This window comes from Streptomyces deccanensis, assembly GCF_022385335.1.
GTDB lineage: Bacteria > Actinomycetota > Actinomycetes > Streptomycetales > Streptomycetaceae > Streptomyces > Streptomyces deccanensis.
Window position 1 is genome coordinate 9,765,303 of record NZ_CP092431.1, and the last position, 23,445, is coordinate 9,788,747.

A 23,445-nucleotide genomic window follows, 5' to 3' on the forward strand; every position below is an offset into this window, starting at 1 on the left:
GTCCCGGTGTCCCGGTCGGCGTGGGACGCCGACCTGACGGCGGCGCCCCACGCCACGTGGGCGGCCGCCTGTGGTGTCGGCCCGCCTGTGGTGCCGGCCGCCCAAAGCGTCGGCCCGCCTGACCTCCCGGCCGTCAGACGTCGGCCTCGACGGCTGTGAGACGGATGCCGGTGACCAGGTCCGGGCGGATACGGACCGCGTGGTCCATGGATCCGCTCACCCAGGGCCGCAGCATCGCCTGATAGCGGGCCAGCTCCTCGGGATCGGTGACCGGGCGGGCGAAGCCCGTGACGACCACGCTCCAGCCGAGGTGGGTCTCCGGGTCGATCGAGTCGGCCTCGTACGCCACCACGACGCCCAGGTCGTCCGCCTCCTGGGCCCGCGCGGTCAGCGCCGTGCCCTCGTGCGTACGGATGACGATGCCGCCGTCGTCCAGCACATGGTTGACGGGGCGGACGGTCGGCAGCGCGTGCCGGGTGAACACGATCCGCCCGAAGGACACACTGCCGAGCAGCCGCAGTGCCTCGTCGCTGTCGAGGTCGACTGACCGCCGGGGCTTGGCGGCTCCGTTGTGGTTGCTGATCGGCATCGTGATCTTCCGCGCGGGTGGGTGTGCGTGCTGACGGGTTTCGGCTCGGGCGGCCTCCATGGAACGGCGGCCGTCCGGATCGCGGTAGGGCCGTTCGGCCCCGGTCCTCGGGCGAGGGGCCCGTCGGGCCGCTCAGCTCGCCAGCCGGGAGCGGCGCGACGGGCCCGGTTCCGGGTCCGCGGACGCGTCGGTGTCGTCGATCCGGTGGTCCAGGTCGGCGGAGACGTCGACCACTCCGTCGACGCCGCCGCACAGCCGCACCACGACCGGGACCAGGGACTTGCGCTCGACGGTGCCACGGAGCGTGACGCGCCCGTCGACCACCCGCACGAGGATCGCGTCCGGCGAGATGCCCAGGGTGCGCAGCAGGACGTCTCCGTTGATCTCCTCGCGGATGGCGCGGTCGCCCCGCAGGAAGACGCGGAGCAGGTCGGCCCGGCTGACCAGCCCGACCAGCCGACCGACCTCGTCGACGACCGGCAGCCGCTTGACCCGGTGCCGCTCCATGACCTGGGCGGCCTCCACGACCGTCCACTGCGGCCGGGCGGTCACGGCCGGACTGTTCATCAGACCCGCGGCCGTTGCCGCCTCCGCCTTCGCACGGGCGGCGGGTTTCGGGTGCAGCACCGGCAGCAGACCGGCCGGATCCAGCTGCGCGGCCTCCTTGCGCAGCAGATCCGCCTCGGAGACGACTCCCACGGGACGGTCGTCGTCGTCCACCACCGGTACGGCCGTGATGTCGTACTCGGCGAGCAGCTTGGCGATCTCCTTGAACCCGGTGTCGGGACGCACCCGGACGACCGACGTGGTCATGAGGTCGCTCACCATCCGGTGCCGCATGGCACTCGCCTCCTGAGGACGCTCGTGTTTCTCCAGTTGCCTTCCCACCCACTGTCCGCCGGTGGCGGACCCGCCTCCATGGGCCGGTCGGCCCCGGGCGGGGACCTGCGGCCCCTGCTCCCGGAGCCCGCGCTGCCACGACGCTGCCATCGGGGAGCCCGGCCACGAGGCCGGGGTGACCGTCACGGTCGCCGGTCCTCGCCCGAACCACGCGCAGTTACCGACCCTGTGAGGAGCCCACCGTCATGACCGTTCGCGTCGGCATCAACGGCTTCGGCCGTATCGGCCGCACCTACCTGCGCGCCGCCCTCGACCGCGCCGAGGTCGGCACCCAGGACGTCGAGGTGGTCGCGATCAACGACATCACCTCGCCGGCCACGCTCGCGCATCTGCTGGAGTACGACTCGACGTTCGGACGCATCGGACGCGAGGTCCTCCACGACGACAGCTCCATCACCGTCGACGGCCGGCGCATCGCGGTCACCGCCGAACGCGACCCGGCCGCCCTTCGCTGGGCCGACCACGGCGCCGACATCGTCGTGGAGTCCACCGGCCGCTTCCGTGACCGTGAGTCCGCCGCCCTGCACCTGAAGGCAGGCGCCCACACAGTGCTGCTGTCCGCGCCGGGCAGGAACGTGGACGCCACCATCGTCATGGGCGTCAACGACGCCACCTACGACCGCCACCGCGACCGGATCGTCTCGGCCGCCTCGTGCACCACCAACTGCGTCGCCCCCATGGTGAAGGTCCTCGACGACGCCTTCGGCATCGAGCGCGGCGTGATGACCACCATCCACGGCTACACCAACGACCAGGCCCTCCTGGACGGCCCGCACAAGGACCTGCGCCGCGCGCGCTCGGCAGCGCTGAGCATCATCCCGACCAGCACGGGCGCCGCCCGAGCCGTAGGCCTGGTGATGCCGGAACTGGCCGGCGCCCTGGACGGGATCGCGGTCCGGGTGCCCGTCGAGGACGGCTCCCTGACCGACCTGGCCGTCGTGCTGGAGCGCGAGGCCACGGTGAGGGACGTCAACGCCGCGTTCGAAACGGCCGCCGCGGGCCCCCTCCACGGCATCCTGCGCGTGTCGAAGGCCCCGATCGTCTCCCGTGACGTGATCGGGGACCCGTCGTCCTGCGTCTTCGATCCGGCCCTCACCCAGGTGAACGGCACCCTGGCCAAGGTCTTCGGCTGGTACGACAACGAGTGGGGCTACACCAACCGCCTCCTCGACCTGACCGCCCTGGTCGCCGACGGCTGAGGCCACCACGGCCGCACGGCCGAGCTCCGGGACCGAGGGCCTCGGGCCGAGGGCCTGGGGCCGACCACCGAGGACACACGGGAGTCACTGATCCCCCGTCTGCCGCCGTAACCGCGTCGCGCGGGACGGGGGGCCCTAGGCTCGACACGACGATGGGACGCCCACGAGCTCCGCGCGGCTTCGCCGCCGAGGCGGCCTCGCGGAGCCCGACGCACCGGAGGACCGGATGCGCGACCGGATCTGGGAGTACCAGGGATACGACCCGGGGCAGGAGGGCTTGCGTGAAGCGCTGTGCACCCTCGGCAACGGCTACTTCGCGACCCGGGGCGCACTGCCCGAGTGCGGCGCCGACTCCGTGCACTACCCGGGCACCTACGCGGCCGGCTGCTACGACCGGGGCACCTCCGAGGTCGCGGGCCACCACGTCGAGAACGAGGACATGGTCAACCTGCCCAACTGGCTGCCGCTGCGCTTCCGCCTCGTCGGCGAGGACTGGCTGACCCCGGACGGCCCCCGGCTCCTCGACCACAGCCTGGGGCTCGACCCGGGGACCGGCCTCCTGGAGCGCCGTTCCACGTACGCCGTCGGCACCGGCCGCCGGCTACGGATACGGCAGCTGCGGCTTGTGCACATGGCGGATCCCCATCTCGCGGCGATGCGCACGGAGTTCACCGCCGAGGACCTCACGGGCGAACTGGAGGTGGAGGCCGCCCTGGACGGCCGGGTGCGCAACACCGGAGTGGCGCGCTACCGGGACCTGGAGACCCGGCACCTCGTGCACGTCCACACCGACTCGGCGGACGCCGACACCGTGTGGCTGCGCTGTCGCACCAGCGCCTCGGACATCCGTATCGGCATGGCTGCACGGACGGTCGGCGCGAACGGCGAGACCTCCGAGGCACACCACCAGGGGCGGCGCGCGGTCCAGCGGTTCCGCCTCGGGCTCGCGCCCGGCCGCACCGTCACCGTGGACAAGACCGTCTCCCTGTTCACCTCCCGCGACCCGGCGATCGACGACCCGCTCCAGGCGGCCGTCGACCGGGTCGGCCGCGCACCCGGCTTCGACGAACTGCTGGAGTCCCACCTCACCGCGTGGGACCTGCTGTGGCGCCGGGCGGACCTGGAGGTGCCGGGGGAAGCCGGCCGCATCCTCCGGCTGCACCTGTTCCACGTCCTGCAGACCCTCTCCCCGCACACCGCTGACCTCGACGTCGGCGTCCCCGCGCGCGGGCTGCACGGCGAGGCCTACCGCGGACACGTCTTCTGGGACGAACTGTTCGTCCTGCCCTATCTGAACCTGCACTTCCCCGAGGTCTCCCGGGCGCTGCTGACCTACCGCCACCGCCGACTGGACCGGGCCCTGGCGGCGGCCGGGGACAGCGGGCGGACCGGGGCCATGTACCCCTGGCAGAGCGCGAGCGACGGCCGTGAGGAGACCCAGCGTCTGCACCTCAACCCGCGCTCGGGGCGCTGGCTGCCCGACCACTCGCACCTCCAGTACCACGTGGGCTCGGCCATCGCCTACAACGTGTGGCGGTACTACGAGGCCAGCGGCGACATCGAGTTCCTGCACACCAAGGGTGCCGAGATGCTGCTGCAGATCGCCCGTTTCTGGGCCGACGCGGCCACCTGGGACGAGGGCCTCGGCCGCTACCGCGTGCGCGGTGTCGTCGGACCCGACGAATACCACGACGCCTACCCCGGCGCCGACCGGCCGGGACTCGACGACAACGCCTACACCAACGTCACCGCCGCCTGGGTCCTCGCCCACGCCGGCGAACTGCTGCAGACGCTCCCGTGGCCGCGCCGTCTCGAACTCGCCGACCGCACCGGCTTCGACGGCGGCGAACTCGAACTGTGGGAGGACGTCTCCCGCTCCCTGCACGTGCCCTTCCACGACGGCGTGATCAGCCAGTTCGAGGGATACGGCGAGCTCGCCGAACTCGACTGGGCGGCGTACACGGCGAAGTACGGCGACATCCGGCGGCTGGACCGGATCCTGGAGGCCGAGGGCGACACCGTCAACCGCTACAAGGCGTCCAAGCAGGCCGACGCGCTGATGCTCGGCCATCTCTTCTCGCCCGCCGAACTGCGCGCCCTCTTCGACCGGCTCGGGTACCGGCTGGACGACGAGACGTGGCGGCGCACCGTGGACTACTACCTGGGCCGTACCTCCCACGGCTCCACGCTCAGCGCCCTCGTGCACGGCTGGGTGCTCGCCAGGGCACGGCGCGCCGAGGCATGGACCTTTGTCCAGGAAGCGCTCGCCGGGGACATCGCCGACCTCCAGGGCGGCACCACCGGCGAGGGGATCCACCTGGGCGCCATGGCGGGCACCCTCGACCTCGTGCAGCGCGGTCTGACCGGACTGGAGACGCGCGGCGACACGCTGAGGCTCGACCCCGTACCGATCCCGGAGCTGTCCGAGTACGGGTTCTCGATCCGCTACCGGGGCCACTGGGGCGTGCATCTGCGGCTGCGGTCCGGGCAGCTGCACATCACCGTGCCCGACTCCGACCGCGCCCCGATCGTCGTCGCCCTCGCCGACCGCACCGTCCCCGTCGCACCGGGGGAGTCCCGCACGCTCGTCCTTCCGCACTGAGGAAACCGCCGTGGCATTCTGAACTACCTTGCGAACGTGGATGGTTGGAGGAACCGGACGGTACCGCGGAGGCATCGGTACAGGCATGCGACGGCTGGTGTCGCCACGGTGATCGAGGGGCCCGCACACTCCTCGCGAAGCGGTCCCTGTGCGCGGTGATCGGCCCCACCACCGTCGCCGCGGCCCACGTGGTGGTCCCCCCGGTACGGGAAGGCGTACACGCCGGTCCTGCCCCTCGCGGTCGACTCCAGCGGCTTGGGACTGTCCTCCGACGAGACCCGCACCCGCTGTGCGACCGTGCTCCCGTCCAGCTTCCGCACCCTGCCCGTGCTCTCCTACCTGACCCGGGTGCACCAGGTCGAGCGCACCGCCGTCGTCCAGGACCAGGCCGATCCCGGGATGGCCGAGACCGCTCGCAATCTGCGCGAGTCACCGCCCGGCGGCGGCAGCGCCACGGTTCACCCGGTGGCGTCCGGCACGGACGGCTTCGGCCCGGCCGTCGCCGCCGCGCCGGCCACGCGCCCCGAGGCCGTCGTCTACTCGGGCACCTCCGCGGCCCGGGCCGCGGCCCTGGTGCAGGAAGCTCGTGTTCTCGGGTTCGAGGGCGTGGGTGAGGTCCTGGGTGAAGCGGATGGGCTTGTCCACCCGGTCGTGGCGGAGTTCGAAGAGGCGTTCGACGACCTGCCCGGGAGTGATGCCGGCACCGCCGCCGTGGGCGTCCAGGGCGGCGATGACCAGTCCGACCGCGTCGTAGGCTTCGGCTGCCCAGCGGGCGGGAGGCACGCCGAAGCGGTCGCGGTACGCGGCGGTGAACGCCTTGGCGGCCTCGGTGTCCGACGACTGCGGTTCGCTGTGGGGGCCTCGAACACCCAGCCCTCGGCCGCCTCGCCGGCGGTCTGCGCGAAGGCCGGGCGCATGACGGGTTCGAAGGTCACTCGGGGGGTCGAGGACGGGCAGTTCCGCTTCCTCGGCCGGTACGACCAGGTGGGCCGCTCCGCGCCGACCACGTCCGTCCCGAGTGGATCACGCGGTGAGGGACTCCGAGGCGGGCCGCACGCCGGCCCTGCCGGATGCACCGGCTGCCCGCAGGCCGACGCAGCGCGATCCGCGGCGGATCGGGCCGTTCCGGGACCGGCAGGGGCGTGTTCGCGCACCACGCAGGTCGGCCTCCCGCCGACCGCCCGCCGCGCGGGCCGGGCCGCCACCGCCGCGGCCGGGCGCTCCTCCGCTCCCGCCCCGACGCCGAAGGCCGACCGGCCCTCTCACTCCGCCGGGAGAACCAGGGCGAGGACGTCTGCCGCTGCCGAGGTGCCGTGGCGCCCCGGGCCGTCGGACTCGTCCGGTCGGGGCCGACCGGCCCCATACACGCCCCCGAACAGCCCCTGGGACCACCTCCCCGTCCGCTGGATGCTCGAAGTGTCACCGGCCCGGAGGAGAACCTGCCATGACGGACGACCTGCTCAGCCGCCCCCCTGTCCACGCCCTGCTCGCGGACGGCACGACCGTGCGCATCCGGGCCGTGGAGCGTGGCGATCACGAGCAGCTGCAAGGACTCTACGAGGAGATGTCCCCGGAGAATCTGCGGCTGCGGTTCTTCGCGGCGAGCCGCCGTTCGGCCGAGCTGGCGGCGGACCGGGCCTGCGCCCCCCGGCGTCCGGGCTACCGGGCGCTGCTGGCGGAGCGCGAGGGCCAGGTGATCGGCCTCGCCGAGTACGAGACCGGTGAGGACACCGCCACGGCAGAGATCTCCATCGCGGTCGCCGACGGACTGCACCACCGGGGCGTCGGAACCCTGCTGATCGAACACCTCGTCTCGGCCGCCCGGGCGGAGGGCATCACCACCTTCACCGCCGACGCGCTCAGCGAGAACAGCGAGGTGCTCCGGCTCTTCTCCGACCTCGGGCTGAGCATGTCCCGCAGGTTCGACGGCCCCGAGGTGCGCTGCGCCATCGCCCTGACCGAGGACGACACCTACCTCACGGCCGTCGAGGCCCGCGGCCGGGCCGCCGATGTCGCCAGCCTGGTGCCGCTGCTGCGACCCCGTACCGTCGCCGTGGTCGGCGCCGGCCGCAAGCCCGGTTCCGTGGGACGTGCCGTCCTGCACCACCTGCAGACCGGCGGCTTCACCGGACGGCTGTTCGCGGTGAACCCCGCCGCCACGTCCGTCTTCGGGGTCCCCTGCCACCCGTCCGTCTCCGCCCTGCCCCGCACCCCCGACCTCGCGGTCGTCGCCGTACCCGCCGCCGCGGTCCCCGCCACGGCCGAGGAGTGCGGCAAGGCCGGCGTACGGGCCCTGCTCGTCGTGACGGCGGGCCTGGACCGCGACCAGGCACGGGCCCTGATGGCGGCCTGCCGCTCCCACGGCATGCGCCTGGTCGGCCCCAACTGCCTGGGCATCTCCCACACCGACCCCGCCGTCCGCCTCGACGCCACCTTCGCCGTCGGCCATCCGAGCCCCGGCACCGCCGGTGTCGCCGTGCAGTCGGGCGGGGTGGGCATCGCGCTGCTCGACGGGCTGACCCGGCTCGGCATCGGGGTGTCCTCGTTCGCCTCGCTCGGCGACAAGTACGACGTCAGCGGCAACGACATGCTCCAGTGGTGGGAGAGCGACGGCCGCACCGACCTCGCCCTGCTCCACCTGGAGTCCTTCGGCAATCCCAGGGCGTTCTCGCGCACCGCGCGCCGGGTGACCCGCCGTCTGCCGGTGCTCACCGTCGACGCGGGCCGCACCGAGGCGGGGCGCCGGGCCGCCGCCTCGCACACGGCCGCCGCCGCCACCCCGACCATGACCCGCAGAGCCCTGTTCACCCAGGCCGGCGTCACCGCCACCGGCTCGGTCGGCGAACTCCTCGAAACCGCCGCCCTGCTGCACTCCCAGCCCCTGCCGAAGGGCTTCCGCGTCGCCGTTCTCACCAACGCCGGAGGCGCCGGCGTCCTGGCCGCCGACGCCTGTGTGGAGGCCGGACTGCTCCTTCCGGCGTTCGCCCCCGAACTGGTCGACGATCTGCTCACCCTGTTGCCCGGCGGCGCCTCCGTCGGCAACCCCGTCGACGCCACCGCCGCCGTCACGGAGGAACAGCTCAAGGACTGTGTGGAACGGGTCCTGCGGAACGGCGGGATCGACGCCGTGCTGCTGGCCCTCGTCCCCACGGCGGTCGCCGCGGCCACCGGCGACGACCTCGTCAGGGCACTCACCGACGCCCGGGGCCACCGGATCAAGCCGGTCGCCGCGGTACGCCTCGAACAGGACCTTCCGGTCCGGCTGCTGCCCACCACCGGCGGCGGCACCGTCCCGTCGTACGCCGAACCCCAGGCCGCGGCCCGGGCCCTGACCCACGCCGCCCGCCGCAACGCCTGGCTCGCCCGCCCCGCCGGAACGGTTCCGGACCTGGACGGCGTCGACGCCCAGCGCGTCCACGACCTCGCCGAGACGTTCCTGGCCGCCCATCCGGAAGGCGGCTGGCTCGACCCGCGCGCCTGCGCCGACCTGCTGTCCTGCTACGGCATCCCGCAGATCCCCTGGGCCTGGGCCGAGACCGAGGACGCCGCCGTCCTCGCCGCAGACCGGTTGCGCGGCCCCGACGGCCGGGTGGTCATGAAGGCCCACTGGCCGGGCCTCGTCCACAAGAGCGAACAGCGTGCCGTCCACCTCGACCTCCAGGGCGACTCCCAGGTCCGCGCCGCCTTCCGCGACTTCGAGACCCGGTTCGGGGACCTGATGGACGGCGTCGTCGTCCAGCCGCTCGCCCCACGCGGCACCGAACTGTTCGCCGGTGTCGTCCAGGACGAGGTCTTCGGCCCGCTCGTGCTGTTCGGACTCGGCGGCACCGCCACCGAAGTCCTCGGCGACCACGCCGCCCGGCTCGCCCCGCTCACCGACCACGACGTCCACGACCTGATCACCGCGCCGCGCTGCGCCCCGCTGCTGTTCGGGGCACGCGGCAGCGGACCGGTCGACCTCGAACGCCTGGAACGGCTGCTGCTGGGCCTGTCCCGCATGGCGGCCGACCTGCCGCAGCTCGCCGAGGCCGACTTCAACCCCGTGCTCGCGACATCGGCCGGAGTCTCGGTGCTCGACGCGCGGGTACGCCTGCTGCCCCGCAGGCCCCATGACCCCTATCTGCGGCGCCTTCGTTGAGGAGGGAACAGAGATGAAGCACGACAAGGTCGGCTCCGTGATGACGACGGACGTCGTCCGTGCCGCGTACGACACCCCGTTCAAGGAGGTCGCCCAGCTGCTCGCCGACCACCGGATCAGCGGACTGCCGGTGGTCGACGACGACGAGAAGGTCATCGGGGTCGTCTCCGAGACCGATCTGATGGCCCGGCAGGCGCAGGCCCCCGACCCGTACGAGCCGCCCCGGCGCCTCCGCTTCGCCCCGCTGACCCGCCGGGCACGACGGCAGGCCGCCAAGGCGCGCGCCCTTGGCGCCGGCCTGCTGATGACCGAGCCGCCGATCACCTTGCACGCCGAGGACACCGTCGTCGAGGCCGCCCGGACCATGGCCCGGCACCGCGTGGAAGGGCTGCCCGTCGTGGACGAGGAGGAGCGCCTCGTCGGCATCGTCACCCGGCGCGACCTGCTCCAGGTCTTCCTGCGGCCCGACGACGAGATCCGCGACATCGTGATCCGGGAAGTGCTGACGCGCACCCTGTGGCTGGCCCCGCACAGCATCGACGTGGCGGTGGACCAGGGCGTCGTCACCCTCTCCGGCCACATGGAACGCAAGAGCGAGACGGAGATCGCCGTCTCCATGACCCGCCAGGTCGACGGAGTCGTCGGCGTGGTCGACAAACTCACCTGGCGGCTGGACGACGCGCACATCGAGCCGGCCGGACAGGCGCAGCACGGAGTCACGGACCACTGGCTGCGCGGGCTGTGACGCGCAGGCCGTGAGAGGAGACGTACCGCCATGACCGTCAAAGTCCTGGTCGCCTACGGGACGACCAACGGATCCACGGCCCGGATAGCCGAGACCATCGCCGAGACGCTGACCGAGGAGGGGCTGACGGCCGAGGCCCGGCCCGCCGAATCCGTCGTCACCCTGATGCCGTACGACGCCGTCGTGGTCGGCGCCGGGGTGTATGCCGGGCGCTGGCAGAAGAACGCTCGCCGGTTCCTGCGCCAACACCGGCGCGAGCTCCCGCTGCGCCCGCTGTGGCTGTTCAGCAGCGGCCCCCTCGACGCCTCCGCCTCCGAGCGGGACATCCCGCCCGTGCCCGGCGTCCGCAGGGCCATGATCCGCTTCGACGCCAGGGAACACATCACCTTCGGCGGCTGCCTGGAGAAGGGCGCCAAGGGCTTCATCGCCCACCGGATCCTGGAGTCCGGCAAGGGAGGCGACTTCCGGGACTTCCCCTCGATCGAGGCGTGGGCGGGCCGGATCGCGAAGGAACTGCGGGGGGCGCCGCAGGAGCAGAGGAAGGGCTGAAACCGGAGACGAGCGGGCACGGTGCGGCGGGCGGCGGATCGCCCGCCGCACCGTGTGCCCCCGTTCCGTCGGCCGTGCTGCGCCAGGTCCCTCACCGCCAGGTCCTCATGGGGCCAGCGAGAAGTAGTTCTCCTCCTCCTGGTCGAAGTGCAGCCGCAGAACGCCGTACAGGCCGTACAGGCAGGCCCGCAGGTCGTCGAGGTTCTCCGGGCGGAGCCTGCCGTCCGCGTCGGTGAGGGTGAGGTGCGTGGCGATGCGGCCGGCGAGACGGTCGATCTCGGCGTGGGCCCTGCTCATCGTGGCCGTCGCCTCAGGGCCGCCCAGCGAGTCGGCGAGCGCCGGATAGAGCTGGTGCTCCTCGGCGTGCTCGTGCGGCAGCAGCCGCTCGGTCAGCAGCCGGTGCACCTGCTCGACGGCCGCCCGCGCCTCGTCCCGCGGGGCTTCGGAGAGCCGGTCGGCCGCCGCGCGGACCGCCTCCACCACCTCGCGCAGATCGTCGTGCTCGGCCGCGAACCGGTGGACCAGCTCCTCCGCGGTCGGCGTGAGCACCTGGACGTCGGCGCGGTCCGGGAGCAGCACACGCAGGGCGTTGAGGATGACGGCCACGTCGATGCCCTCCTGGAGGAGGGCTCCGGCGGCCGGAGGCAGCAGCCCGAAGGCCGCCGCCACCATCGCGGCCAGGGACATCAGCATGCCGCCCAGCGCGCTCTGCACGGCGATACGGCGGGCGCGTACTGCGATGCCCATGGCGTCGGCGAGCCGGTCCACCCGGTCCGTGGTGAGCACGATGTCGGCCGCCTCGGAGGAGGCGCCGGAGCCCCGAGCCCCCATGGCGACCCCGACGTCGGCGGCGGCGAGCGCGGGCGCGTCGTTGACGCCGTCGCCGACCATCACGGTGACGGCGCGCTCGCGTTCGGCACGGACCGCCGCGACCTTGTCGGCCGGGGACTGCCCGGTCCGCACGTCGTCGAGGCCGAGGACGGTGGCGACCTCACGAGCGGGTGCGGCGCGATCACCGGTGAGCATCGTCAGCCGCCGGATGCCGGCCGAACGCAGCCGCCGAAGCGCCCTCGAGGCGTCCCGGCGCAGCGGATCCCGCAGCAGGACGGCACCGGCGACCTCGCCGTCGACGCTCACCCAGACCACCGACGCCCCGTCGAGCACGGCCCGGTTGTCGACGGCGCGGACCCATGCGGCGGCCTCCGCCCCGATGGACATACGACCCACGGAGAGCGCACGGCCGTCCACGCGGCCCGTCGCCCCCCGCCCCGGCTCCTCGTCGACGTCCGCCGGCAAGGACAGCTCCAGCCCCCGCCGCCCGGCCTCCTCGACGAGAGCCTGGGCCAGGACGTGCGGGGAGAACCGGTCGAGGGAGGCGGCCCGCCGCAACACCTCCCTGGCGTCGAGCCCGGGGGCGGCGGCGACGTCCACCACCCGGGGGCGGCCCGCCGTGAGCGTGCCCGTCTTGTCCAGGACCAGGGTGCGCGCCCTGCCCAGGCTCTCCAGGGCGCCGCCGTCGCGGACCACGACGCCCCGACGTGCGGTCCGTGAGAGGCCCGAGACGATCGCCACAGGGGCGGCGAGCAGCAGCGGACAGGGCGTGGCGACCACCAGCACCGCGACCGCGGAGGTCGCCGACCCGCCGACCAGCCAGGCCAGTCCCGCCACGACCAGGCTCAGCGGCACGAACCAGGCGGCGTACCGGTCGGCCAGACGCACCACCGGGGCGGTCTCGGCACCCGCCTGCCGGGCGAGCCGGACGATCTCGGCGTAGGCGCTGTCCTCCGCCGTGGCGGTGGCCCGCAGCTCGAAGGCGGCACTCGCGTTGACGGCCCCGCTGCGCACCAGTTCGCCCCGGCCGTGCTCGACGGGCAGGGACTCACCGGTCAGCACCGATTCGTCCAGGACCGCGGACCGGTCGACGACCCGACCGTTCACGGGGACGACCTCGCCGGGGCCGACCACCAGCAGATCGTCCACCGCGACCTCGGCCAGTGCGACCGTGCACACCTCGGACCCGGTGCGGCGGCGCGCCGATCGGGGGGCGTGCCGCACCAACGCGCTCAGATCGCGAGAGGCCCGCCGTCGCGCCGCTGTCTCCAGCGCCCTGCCGGTCGCCAGCATCACCGCGATCAGCGCCCCGGCCAGGTACTCGCGTACGGCGAGTGTGCCGCCCAGGGCCAGGACCGCGATCACGTCGACGCCCGCGCGCCCCTGGTGCAGGGCGCGCAGAATCCAGACCACCGAGGGCGCCACGGCCGCCACCGTCCCGGCCGCCCAGCACAGATCCGCCGTCTCGGGCGCGTCCGCCAGCCAGGCGACGCCGCCGACGACGAGCGCCGCCGTGGTCACCGCCAACAGCAGCGCGTCCGCCCCGTACCGAGCCAGTCGCACACGCGTCATCAGCCGGCCTCCCGGCCCCGCCGACGCGGCTCCGCTCGCCGGGCGGGCCTTCGGTCGGCACAGGGCTCCGATCCCAGCGTCTCGCGCGAGCGGAGTTCGGGCTCGGGGCCGCACGGACCGGGCAGGGGGACGGACGGCCCCTCCTCGGGCGCCCCAACGGTCCCGGGCGCCGGAACGGATGGTTCACGAGGACGGAACACCATTTCCGTGTCGTACGAAGTCCTTGCTCCCGAACGGCCCGCAAGGTGCGCGCCGACGCCGTGCGACGGCGGCCGCCCACCCGCACCGGCCGGCCGGCGCAAGGCATGGCGCCGACGACGGTCACGGCGCGGTCCTGGAGCTACCGCGGAGTCACGCGGACCGGTCAGCGGGCGCCGTCAGCGGTGCGAGAGGTCGAGACGGATGTCGACGACCCCTTCGACCGCCCGCACGGACCGGGCCAGGACGGGCACGAGTCCCCGTTCGGGCAGCGAACCGCCCAGGGTCACCACGCCCTCCGCGACGGTCACCGTGATCGCCTCCGTGGACGGGAGCGAGGCGAGCACGGAGCCGCGCACCTCCTCCGCGATCTCCTCGTCGGGGCGCAGGAACACCTTGAGCAGGTCACCTCGGCTGACCACGCCCTGAAGCATCCCGAGCGCGTCGACCACCGGGAGCCTCTTGACCTTCCGACGCGCCATGATGCGGGCGGCCTCGGCCAGTGTGGCGTCGGGGCGGACGGAGACGGCGGGCGCGTTCATCAGCTCGCCGGCGGTCACCGCGCCCGCCTTGAGACGGGCCGCGAAGTCGCCGGAGGTGTCGTCGGCGTCCCGGAACTCCTCCTTGTGCAGCAGGTCGGCCTCCGAGACCACGCCCACGACCCGGCCCTCGCCCTCCAGCACGGGCAGGGCACTGACCTTCCACTGATCGAACAATTGGACGATCTCCTTGAAGGGTGCGTCGCGCCCCACGGCGACGACGGTATGGGTCATCACGTCGCTCACGGTGTACGGCGAGTCAGGCATCGGGGCCTCCTTCGGGTACGGACGACGGGTCCGCAGGTCATGGCAGCCTCTCCGGCTCCCGGCCGCCCTGGTCGAGCCGGAACGGGGGGTAGACGTCCGTGAGCAGCGAGGTGTACGCGGCGACCCGCAGCACCCAGCGATCGAGACCGATCACCAGATCGAAGATGCCGCGCGGATAGACACCGGTGAAGAGCAGGGCGACTCCGGCGAAGAACGTCAGGAGCGCGATCAGCCCTCCCGAGGTCCAGGCGACGTGGACGCCGCCCGCGATGATGCCCAGCACCAGGTAGTGGGGGATGGCCAGGAGCCACCACTTCACCAGGACCAGCCCTCGGGACAACTGCTCGGGGTACGCCACGTCCAGGTGCGCCGGGTAGTCCGGCACCTCGGCGAGGGTGAAGGGCGGGTAGCGGTCGGTGCCGAGAGCGCCGTACGTGTAGTAGGCCACCCGCCAGCTCCAGCGCAGCACGCCGGTGCTGAAGTCGAACAGCGGGCGTGGGTAGCGGCCGGTGAACAGGATCGCGAAGAACGCCACCACGCCCACCAGCACGAACGCCACCCACAGGAAGACCAGGACGACGTAGTGGGGGAGCGCGAGCAGCCACTTCACCAGCCACAGCCAGCGGGACAGCTGTGGATCACAGGTCGCGGTCAGCCGGACCGGCTGGACGGGGCTCACACTCGGCGGGACTGTTTCCGATGCCATGGTTCTCGGTCCTTTCCCGGCATTTCTCGGTCTCCCCCCTGCGGCACGTGCGGATCACTGCCGGTAGTGGCGATGGTCGTCGTGCTCGCCGATGTAGTGGCGCTCCTCCAGGACGACCTCGCGTTCGCCGGGCCGCCGGACCACGCCCGGGGTGCCCAGGAAGGCGATGAGCCCGAGGAAGCCGAACGCCATCAGGACGAAGCCGACGACGAACGAGCTGTAGCCGAAGATCAGGCAGGCGCCGAGCACTGCCGCGCCGATCAGAATGAACGGGATCATGATCCCCTCCTGGAGCGGACCCGGACCCGGACCGTGCCCGGGACGCGGGAGCCCCGGGGCGGACGGACCTCGGTGAGGTCCCCCGGTCGAGTCGGACGGCTCCTCGCTCCCAGCCTCCGACGGACGGAGTCCCGGTCCCAGGGGCTGAACGGGTACCAGGGCGTGCCGGACGTCCCTCGCCCACCCCGGCACGTACACGCCCCGGACCGGGGCGTGTACGTGCCGGGGCGGGCAGGGGCCGGTCGGTCCCGCGCGACGACCTGGCGGCCCATGCCCGTGGGCCCCGGGCGGCACGACGCCGGCACTGACGAGTCGACCGGCACCGGCCGACGGTGACCAGTGGTCCGCATAGGGGAGGGACACGTCATGCTTCCGCCCGTGGTCGCCGGTGTGGATGGATCGGCGCAGAGCCTGGCCGCCGCGGAGTGGGCGGCGCACGAGGCCGCCCGCCGAGGGCGCGCCCTTCGTCCAGTACACGCCCGGAACTGGCCACCCCGCTCCTCGGAGGGCGAGGGCGAGCACGCCGCCCGGCGGTACCTGGCCCGGCGGGTCCTGCGCCGGGCGGAGGACCGTGTCCGTGCCGGCTGCCCCGAGGTACCACTGAACGACGAGCAGACCGAGGGCCCGGCCACCCAGGCCCTGCTGAGGGCCGCCGAGCAGGCCGAACCGCTCGTGCTGGGCTCGCACGGACTGAGCGGTTTCACGGGATTCCTGGTCGGTTCCGTCGCGCTGGGGGTGGTCGCGAAGGCCACCCGCCCCGTCGTCCTCGTACGGGCCGAGGAAGAGGCCGCGGACGGGCATCTGCCCGGCGCGGATGGCGGCGCGTCCACCCGGACGGGCTACCGGGACGTGGTGCTGGGTCTCGACCTCGACGATCCGTGCGACGAGGTGATCGACTTCGCGTTCGAGGCTGCCCGGCTGCGCCGTGCCCGCCTCCGGGTCGTGCACGCCTGGCAGACCCCTTCCGTGATCTCGCAAGGTCGCCGACGCCGTGCGGCGCCGCCACCGTGAGCCTCACCGAGCACAGCGGCAGCGGGCTCGCGTTCCGCGCACAAATGAACGGCCGGCGGCCGTGCCGGCTTGCGAGCATCCGGGGCCCGGTGATGCTGGAGAGGTGCGGTCGAACACCCTCCGAAGCCCCTTGACCGCAAATGATGGCAAGCTGCTCGCTGCTCCCGAGGACCCGTGGCCCCATGCCCGACGCCCACCACATCGTCAGCGATGTGATGACCTTCCCGGCGGTGGCCGTCCGTCGTGACACACCGTTCAAGGAGATTGTGCGGGCCATGACGGCGCGGCAGGTCGGTGCCGTGCCGGTGGTGGAGGGCGACGGTCGGGTCGTCGGTGTGGTCTCCGAGGCCGACCTGCTGCCCAAGGAGGAGTTCCGGGACCGCGACCTGACCCGGGCCGAGCGGCTCCGGCGCATGCCGGACCTCGCCAAGGCGGCCGCGGTGACCGCCGAGGAGGTCATGAGCACGCCCGCGATCGTGGTGCGCCCGGACGTCACCCTGGGGCAGGCGGCCCGGATCATGGCAGTGAACCGGGTCAAGCGCCTGCCGGTGATCGACGACGAGGGGCGACTGCTGGGCGTCGTCAGCCGTGGTGACCTGTTGAAGGTCTTCCTGCGGTCGGACGAGGACATCGAGGAGGAAGTGCGGCGCACGGTGGTGGCCTATCTCTTCCCCGCGCTCACCCACACGATCCATGTGTCCGTGCACGACGGGGTCGTCACCCTGCGTGGAGAGGTCCGGGACCCCGCGCTGGGCTGGGTCGCCGAGCGCCTGACCCGCGCCGTGGAGGGCGTGGTGGACGTGCACGCCCGGCTCGGCGACGTGGACGCCGACCCCGGCCCGACGGAGGACGGTTGATCGGTTGATCGGGGTCCTTCCTGCATCCCCTCTCCGCGGCGGGCGACGCTCCACGGCACCGCCCGGCCGGTCCGGCGCCGCCTCACTCGTCCGCTGCCGTGATCCGACGACCGGTCAGGCTCACGGCCCGGATCGACACCCACACGTCCCGTGCGCCGCCGGCCCAGGGCGTCGTGTGCGCCTGCCCCGTGAGGCGGCGCACGGCGTCGGCGTCCGTGACGACGCTCGCGGGGCCTACGGCGAGCACGCTCCAGCCCTGGCTCAGCGGCTCGTCCACGTGGTCGACCTCGAAGGCGACCTCCTTTCCGACGGCCGCCGCGAGCACCGAGTCGGGGGCGATCCGGAAGACGATGGTGTCGTCGACGACCTCGTAGTTGACCGGGACGACCGCCGGACGGCCGTCGGGTGCCGTCACCGCCACGCGTCCCACGCCGTGCGTGGACAGCAACTCGCGGCATTCCTCGGTGCCGAGGTCCCTCAGCCGTGGATGCGGCGGTGCCTGCCCCTGACCGGGCGGCAGGTCGACGCCTCCGCCGCGCAGAGCGGTGGCGGTGGTGCCCAGGGCGTCGGCCAGGCTGATGAGGGCCGCCTTGCTCGGGTCGGCGGGATACTCCTCCAGGTACGCCAGGTAGCGGGGCGACATCCGGGCGCGCCGCGCCGTCTCCTCGCGGCTGAGGCCCTGCCGCCGTCGCTCCGTGATCACGCGGCGGCCGATGTCACCGGGACCGACGGCGTGCGCCGTCGGCGCCTGTCCGGCGGCGGCCGGACCGTCACCCGCCGCGCGTGAGGAGGCTCCGTGGGCCGTTCCGGGCGGCGGGTGTTCGAGATGGTTGACGTGGGCGTCGGGGCCGGGGAACACGAGCGTCACCTCGTTCGTGTCCGACCAGCGCACGTCGTAGGGCGGTGTGCCGTCCTCGTGGCGGAGTCCGACGATCTCGCCGTCCCGCCGAGTGGCGCCGGACGTGGTGCCTTCGATGACGAGTTGGTCGCCGACATGAGCTTCCATGGCTCCGCCCCTCTCCTCCGGGTCGTCCTGTGTCCGATGCCGCGAACCGAGGCCCGTGCCCGCCGCGGCCGGACCGACGGTGGCCTGCCGTCGGCCCTCGGGCCCGTACGACCGGGCTCGACCGGTGATCTCGACGCGTCGTGCGTCCATGCCGGGCAGCTCCGGTTCCACCGGGTGGGCGTCCACGGCGTCTCATGACGGTTACCCTCCTCGGGGCCTTACAGGGGCCATCCGGTTTCCTGCGGTCTGCTCGGTCGCGCGGCTCCCACGCCCTCGATGTCACGCTCGGCGGCCCTGATCAGCTGCCGGGCGACGTTGTTCATGGCGCGGCCCGCCGCCAACTCGTCGCCGATCTCCGGCACATCGCTGTCCGCGGGATGACGGTGCGCCGCGCCGCGCCCGACGATCTTCGTGGCGCCGGTCTCCAGCACCAGCTGGGCCTGGGTCGTTCCCTCGTCGTCCTCGAAGAGATGGAGACGAACCTTCCACTCCGACGTGTGCGCCATCGCGTTCCTCCTCATCCGGGCCCGGACCGATGCGCCGCGACCCTGGTCTCGACGCGGTGCCGGACCTGTGTGGTGAGTCCGGTCAGCCGCTCCGAGGGCGCGGCACGCGGTGCGACCGGCGCTCTGATCCGGCGGGCCGACGACGGCAGCGCCGCGATGTCGTCGGCGCACCTCGCCCGGCACTCGTCGAGTGTGGCGGGCCTTCCCGTGCGCCGCCCGTTCCGCATCACCGTCTCCAGCAACGCCACGGCGTGGTCCGGTGGCTGTTCGTCGGCGAGGCCGAGCACATCGGCGCAGCCTCGTCGGCGGAACACCTGTTTGGCACCGGGGGCCGTCACCTTGGCGGACGACAGTTTCATCACCGGGCGGCCGTCGTACTCCACCATTTTGTACGCGGAGTCCAGATACGGCGCGTCCGCCGACACCCCGACGCGCGTGCCGACGGCGTAGGTGTCGATCGGCGCCCCGGAGCGCACCAGTTCGTCGACGGCGTACTCGTCGAGACCGCCACTGACGACGATCCGCACCCCCGAAAGGCCCGCGTCGTCGAGGATCGACCGGGCCCGTACCGCGAGGTCCCCGAGGTCGCCGCTGTCCAGTCGTACGGCGCAGCCGGGCGCCCCGGCCGTGAGGTCCGGGTCGCGCAGGACACGCGCCGCGACCCGGACGCCCTCCTCGGCGTCGTAGGTGTCCACCAGCAGGGTCACCGGCCCGGGGTGGGCGCGGACGAAGGCGCGGAAGGCGTCCTCCTCGGAGGCGAACGCCTCCACGTAGGAGTGGGCCATCGTCCCGACGGCGGGGATGCCGAGCGCCGTGGCCGCCGCCACGTTGCTGGTCCCGGCGAATCCGGCCAGCGCTCCGAGCCGGGCGGCCTGGAACCCGGCCTGCGGGCCGTGCGTGCGGCGCAGCGAGAAGTCCACGAGCGGCCGGCCGGCCGCCGCGAGCACGCACCGTGCGGCCTTGGAGGCGATGGTCGTCTGATGGCTGAGCTGATTCAGCAGGTACGTCTCGACCAGTTGTGCCTCGGGCAGGGAGGCCGTCACCTCCAGCAGGGGCTCACCGGCGAACACGACCCGCCCTTCAGGCACCGCCCGTACCCGGCCGGTGAACTCCAGTCCGAGCAGGGGTTCCAGGTCCCGGCGTGGCCGGTGCAACGCGGCGGCGAAGGCGTCGACGTCCTCGGGGCCCACATGGAATCCGGTCAGCTGGTCCAGTGCCGATTCCAGTCCGGCCGTGACCAGGAAGCCGCGCTCCGGAGGAAGGTCACGGACGAAGAGGCTGAACGTCGCCGGGGCGGTCATCCCCTCCCGCAGGTAGGACATGGCCATCGTGACTTCGTACAGGTCGGTGGTCGTCGCGTCCGACATCCTCGCTGCCTCCTCCCGACCGCGCCGCGCACGCCGTGCGCGACCGGTCGCGTGCGTTCACCGACGGAAGCGTGCCGACCACAGCGGCTCCACCCGGTCCCACTCGGCGTCCCACCGCGCGTACCTGCCCCGGTCCAGCAGCAGGCGCGTGCCCGACCGGACCGCGTAGCACCCGAAGGCCACACCGAACGCCGCCATGCCGCCCGCCAGCCAGCCGCCGGCCTTCGCGTTGAGCGAGTTCATCGGCGGCGCGGTGGGGTTTCCTTCGCGGTCCAGCCACACGCGCACCGCCGCCCCTTTGTCCGTCCCCGCCTTGACCAGGGCGTTTCCGGTGCGCACATCGCCGTCCTCATCGGCCCAGCGGACCCGGGCGAGCTGCTTCGTCGCTTCGTTGTCGGGATCGAGGTCCTCCGCCAGCCGGGCGGTGATCTCGTGCCGTTCCGCCGTCTGCACCCGCACGGCCTCCATCGACGACGCGTACACCGTGGTCCCCGCGCTGTACGCGGCCACCGGAAGCCCGAGGACGAGCACGACCAGCAGAACACGGCGCAGCCACGACTCGAACCTGTCGGACGGACGGCTCAGGGGGTTCGCGCCCTTGGGCAGGTTCTCGTCGCGCGGGGAGGGCGGCCCCGGCGTGCACGGCGGTCCTTGTGCGGTCATGGATCGGCCTCCAGCGGCAAGCTGGTCGCTCCCCCGGTGTCGATCCCAGCGTCGGACGGCGACGGGGTCGAGCCATAGGGCCGAATGTCCCTGTTCTGGCGTATTCCGGCCTTGAGTGGCCGGCCGTCAGAGTTCGGCCGCTCAAGGGTCCGGCCGTGAGGGGCCAGCCGTCCGCGGCCCGGCCCTTGGTCCACATGCGAGGCCGGGGGGATTGCGGTAGTTGTCGAAGGAGGGAACGCAGCAGCCGCTCGGCATGTCGACGAAGTCCGGGCCAGGGGGGCAACGGATGTGTTCGCCGTCATCCACCAGCGTATCCAGCTTCGTACGAGACGGAGGCCGCGCAATGGAACCTGTCGTCACCGTGGGCCTGGACGGTTCACCCGCGAGCCTCGCCGCGGCCCGCTGGGCCGCCGAGGAGGCCGAGAAGCGCAGGCTCACCCTGCGGCTGCTGCACGCGTGGCCGCTGCTGGCACCCGAACCGGTCCGCACACCTTCCGAGGTCGACCAGAACTACTGGGCGAAGCGCCTGGTCCACACCGCGCAGGCAGAGCTGAGCGCACGCCATCCGGGTCTGACCGTCGTCGGAAGCCTGATGGCGGACGACGCCCAGGAAGCTCTGCTCCGGGCCGCCTCGGAGTCCGAGATGCTGGTGCTCGGTTCGCGGGGGCTGGGGTCGGCCGAGAGCTATTTCATGGGCGACGTCAGCCTGCCGGTCGTCGCACGGGCCGAGCGGCCCGTGGTCCTGGTCCGCACGGGGGAGGACAAGGGCCACCCGGCACCCACCCGGGTCGGCCGGGTCGTCGTGGCACTGGAGCCGCACGGATCCGGCGAGGACCTGCTCGACTTCGCGTTCCACAGCGCCGCGGCCCGCGACGTCCCCCTCCTCGCCGTCCGCGGCCGCAGCGTGCCGCTGCACGCGCGCCTGCCCTGGGGCGTGGACCACGACGTCACCGAGGAGCTGACACGGGAGGCGCGAGAGGAGCTGAGCCAGGCGCTGAAGCCCTGGCGCGAGAAGTACCCGCAGGTGGAGGTGGACGACAGCATCCGTCTCGCGAGCCCTGCCAAGGCCGTCGTACACGCCGCCGAGGGTGCCGAGTTGCTGGTCGTCGGGCGGCGGATGCACCGGCACGGCATGAACCACCACCTGGATCACGTGGCCCACGCGGCCATCCATCACGCACGCTGCCCCGTCGCCGTCGTCCCTCATGACTGAGCCCGGCGTCCCCGGGGAGCGGTCGCCGCGCGCGGCGGTGGCCGAGACCCACACCGCGATCGTCTTCTTCGCGGGTGATCGAGCCTACAAGGTCAAGAAGGCGGTCGATCTGGGCTTTCTCGACTACACCGAACGGGCGGGCCGTCGGGCGGCCTGCGTACGCGAAGTGGCCCTCAACCGCCGCTTCGCACCGGATGTCTACCTGGGCGTCGGCGAAGTCGTCGGCCCCGCGGACGAGCCGCCCGAACCTCTCGTGGTGATGCGCCGTATGCCGTCGGAGCGCCGCCTGTCCGCGCTGGTGCGCGCGGGCGCCGACGTCGACGAGGTCCTGCGTGCCGTGGCCCGGCGTCTCGCCGCCTGGCACGCGGCGGCGCCCCACGGCCGCGACGTGGACGAGCAGGGCACCCGCGACGCGCTGGCGTCCCGCTGGGAGGCGAGCTTCGCGCAGGTGCGCGCTTCGGCCGACGTTCGCGCTTCGGCGGAGGCCCGTCCTTCGGCCGAGGACGGTCCTTCGGTCGAGGCTCGTGCTTCGGTCGAGGCCCGTGCTTCGGACGAGGGTGCCGAGCACGAGGATGTTGCCGAACCCGGGGGCGGTGCCGAGCCCGGGGGTGTGGCGGAGGCGGAGCGGCTGGTGCGCCGGTATCTCGGGGGACGTGAGGCGCTGTTCGACTCTCGCATCGAACAACGGCGGGTGGTGGACGGCCACGGCGACCTGCTCGCCGAGGACATCTTCTGCCTCGACGACGGTCCCCGCGTACTGGACTGCCTGGAGTTCGACGACCACCTCCGCTACGTGGACGGGCTCGACGACGCCGCGTTCCTCGCCATGGACCTGGAACAGCTCGGCGCTCCGGAAGCGGCGGCCCGCTTCCTCGCCCGCTACGGCGAGTACTCCGCCGATCCCGCGCCGCCGTCCCTGTGGCACCACTACGTCGCCTATCGCGCGTTCGTCAGAGCCAAGGTGTCCCTCATCCAGGCGGACCAGGGGGCGCCTGGGGCCCGCTCGTCGGCACGGCGGCTGATCTCGACGACCCTGCGCCACCTGCGCACCTCCGCCGTCGGCCTGACGCTCGTCGGCGGGTTGCCCGGCAGCGGGAAGTCCACGCTCTCCGGCGCCCTGGCGGACCGGCTGGGCGTCACCCTCCTCAGCAGTGACCGCCTCCGCAAGGAACTGGCGGGCATCCCGCCGGACAGGCCCGCGGCGGCCGCGTACGGGGAGGGGCTGTACACCGCGGAGTGGACGACCCGGACCTATGACGCCCTCCTCGACCGCGCGGCGCTCCTCCTGTCGCGCGGGGAGCCCGTGGTCCTGGACGCCACCTGGTCCACCGCGGAACTGCGCGCGGCGGCGCGGCGGGTGGCCGAGCGCACCTGTTCCGATCTCGTGGCCCTGCACTGCCAGGCACCGGACGAGGTCGCCGCGGCTCGCCTGAACGCGCGTTCCCCCGGGCCGTCCGACGCCGACCTCGGCGTCGCCACCGCCCTCGCGGCCCGGGAACCGCCCTGGCCCGACGCCGTCACGGTCGACACCAGCGGCCCACTGGAATCCGCCGTCTCCCACGCACTGGCCGCCGTACGCCCCTGGGGGACGGACCAGGCCCCGGTCTTCCGCCGTCCCTATGTGGCGCAGCCGGAGCAGGACTGACGCGTCGGCGCCGCGCGCTGTGTCCCCCCCCCGGAGACGGGAACCGAGCCCTCCTATGCATCG

19 protein-coding genes and 1 pseudogene are annotated in these 23,445 nt (G+C 73.2%); 9 read left to right on the forward strand and 11 right to left on the reverse strand.

Annotated features, from left to right (window positions below; all coding sequences use genetic code 11):
• Positions 1-133: 133 nt before the first annotated feature.
• Complete coding sequence (locus L3078_RS42935) at positions 134-589, reverse strand: pyridoxamine 5'-phosphate oxidase family protein (protein WP_239759805.1); 456 nt, start codon at positions 587-589, stop codon at positions 134-136.
• A gap of 132 nt (positions 590-721) precedes the next feature.
• Positions 722-1,429, reverse strand: a complete 708-nt coding sequence (locus L3078_RS42940) for a CBS domain-containing protein (RefSeq protein ID WP_239759807.1) — start codon at positions 1,427-1,429, stop codon at positions 722-724.
• A 245-nt stretch (positions 1,430-1,674) separates the two neighbouring features.
• On the opposite strand from L3078_RS42940, the gene gap reads away from it, so the two are divergent.
• The gene (gap, locus tag L3078_RS42945; RefSeq protein WP_239759808.1) at positions 1,675-2,688 is read left to right on the forward strand and encodes a type I glyceraldehyde-3-phosphate dehydrogenase; all 1,014 of its coding nucleotides are present in this window, start codon (positions 1,675-1,677) and stop codon (positions 2,686-2,688) included.
• A gap of 226 nt (positions 2,689-2,914) precedes the next feature.
• The gene (locus L3078_RS42950) at positions 2,915-5,290 is read left to right on the forward strand and encodes a glycoside hydrolase family 65 protein (RefSeq protein WP_239759811.1); all 2,376 of its coding nucleotides are present in this window, start codon (positions 2,915-2,917) and stop codon (positions 5,288-5,290) included.
• A 429-nt stretch (positions 5,291-5,719) separates the two neighbouring features.
• On the opposite strand, the gene L3078_RS42955 is transcribed toward L3078_RS42950, so the two are convergent.
• Positions 5,720-6,073 carry a hypothetical protein gene (locus tag L3078_RS42955; protein ID WP_338059553.1) on the reverse strand — a complete coding sequence of 118 codons (354 nt, stop codon included), beginning with the start codon at positions 6,071-6,073 and terminating at the stop codon, positions 5,720-5,722.
• Positions 6,074-6,734: 661 nt separating this feature from the next.
• Between L3078_RS42955 and L3078_RS42960 the strand changes: the two genes are divergently transcribed.
• From L3078_RS42960 to L3078_RS42970, 3 genes are read left to right on the forward strand one after another with little or no spacing between them, the layout of a single operon-like run.
• Positions 6,735-9,428, forward strand: a complete 2,694-nt coding sequence (locus L3078_RS42960; protein ID WP_239759813.1) for a bifunctional acetate--CoA ligase family protein/GNAT family N-acetyltransferase — start codon at positions 6,735-6,737, stop codon at positions 9,426-9,428.
• Positions 9,429-9,441: 13 nt separating this feature from the next.
• Entirely contained in the window at positions 9,442-10,173 is a 732-nt protein-coding gene (locus tag L3078_RS42965) for a CBS domain-containing protein (protein WP_239759815.1), read from the forward strand.
• Positions 10,174-10,203: 30 nt separating this feature from the next.
• A complete protein-coding gene (locus tag L3078_RS42970; RefSeq protein WP_239759831.1) occupies positions 10,204-10,722 on the forward strand; it encodes a flavodoxin domain-containing protein in 519 nt (172 codons plus the stop codon).
• Between the two features lie 105 nt (positions 10,723-10,827).
• Here L3078_RS42970 and L3078_RS42975 read toward each other — a convergent pair whose 3' ends face one another.
• From L3078_RS42975 to L3078_RS42990, 4 genes are all read right to left on the reverse strand, one after another.
• A complete protein-coding gene (locus L3078_RS42975; RefSeq protein WP_239759834.1) occupies positions 10,828-13,125 on the reverse strand; it encodes a heavy metal translocating P-type ATPase in 2,298 nt (765 codons plus the stop codon).
• Positions 13,126-13,502: 377 nt separating this feature from the next.
• Complete coding sequence (locus tag L3078_RS42980) at positions 13,503-14,129, reverse strand: CBS domain-containing protein (protein WP_239759850.1); 627 nt, start codon at positions 14,127-14,129, stop codon at positions 13,503-13,505.
• A gap of 37 nt (positions 14,130-14,166) precedes the next feature.
• Positions 14,167-14,835: a DUF4389 domain-containing protein gene (locus L3078_RS42985; RefSeq protein WP_239759866.1), complete on the reverse strand. Its 669-nt coding sequence runs from the start codon at positions 14,833-14,835 to the stop codon at positions 14,167-14,169.
• 54 nt (positions 14,836-14,889) lie between these two features.
• Positions 14,890-15,114 carry a hypothetical protein gene (locus tag L3078_RS42990; protein ID WP_220644422.1) on the reverse strand — a complete coding sequence of 75 codons (225 nt, stop codon included), beginning with the start codon at positions 15,112-15,114 and terminating at the stop codon, positions 14,890-14,892.
• Between the two features lie 366 nt (positions 15,115-15,480).
• On the opposite strand from L3078_RS42990, the pseudogene L3078_RS42995 reads away from it, so the two are divergent.
• Positions 15,481-16,095, forward strand: a pseudogene (locus tag L3078_RS42995) (universal stress protein); the annotation flags it as partial.
• 212 nt (positions 16,096-16,307) lie between these two features.
• Positions 16,308-16,982, forward strand: a complete 675-nt coding sequence (locus L3078_RS43000; protein WP_239759867.1) for a CBS domain-containing protein — start codon at positions 16,308-16,310, stop codon at positions 16,980-16,982.
• 82 nt (positions 16,983-17,064) lie between these two features.
• On the opposite strand, the gene L3078_RS43005 is transcribed toward L3078_RS43000, so the two are convergent.
• From L3078_RS43005 to L3078_RS43020, 4 genes are all read right to left on the reverse strand, one after another.
• Positions 17,065-17,988 carry a DUF1918 domain-containing protein gene (locus L3078_RS43005; protein WP_239760719.1) on the reverse strand — a complete coding sequence of 308 codons (924 nt, stop codon included), beginning with the start codon at positions 17,986-17,988 and terminating at the stop codon, positions 17,065-17,067.
• 218 nt (positions 17,989-18,206) lie between these two features.
• On the reverse strand, positions 18,207-18,494 hold the full coding sequence (locus L3078_RS43010; RefSeq protein WP_239759869.1) for a DUF1876 domain-containing protein: 288 nt from the start codon (positions 18,492-18,494) through the stop codon (positions 18,207-18,209).
• Between the two features lie 11 nt (positions 18,495-18,505).
• Positions 18,506-19,861, reverse strand: a complete 1,356-nt coding sequence (locus L3078_RS43015; protein ID WP_239759871.1) for a nicotinate phosphoribosyltransferase — start codon at positions 19,859-19,861, stop codon at positions 18,506-18,508.
• A 57-nt stretch (positions 19,862-19,918) separates the two neighbouring features.
• Complete coding sequence (locus L3078_RS43020; RefSeq protein ID WP_239759873.1) at positions 19,919-20,524, reverse strand: Rv1733c family protein; 606 nt, start codon at positions 20,522-20,524, stop codon at positions 19,919-19,921.
• 343 nt (positions 20,525-20,867) lie between these two features.
• On the opposite strand from L3078_RS43020, the gene L3078_RS43025 reads away from it, so the two are divergent.
• The gene (locus L3078_RS43025; protein WP_239759875.1) at positions 20,868-21,737 is read left to right on the forward strand and encodes a universal stress protein; all 870 of its coding nucleotides are present in this window, start codon (positions 20,868-20,870) and stop codon (positions 21,735-21,737) included.
• Positions 21,730-23,382, forward strand: coding sequence for a bifunctional aminoglycoside phosphotransferase/ATP-binding protein (locus tag L3078_RS43030; RefSeq protein WP_239759877.1), 1,653 nt, complete (start codon positions 21,730-21,732; stop codon positions 23,380-23,382). The genes L3078_RS43025 and L3078_RS43030 overlap by 8 nt, the downstream gene beginning before the upstream one ends.
• Positions 23,383-23,445: the final 63 nt, after the last annotated feature.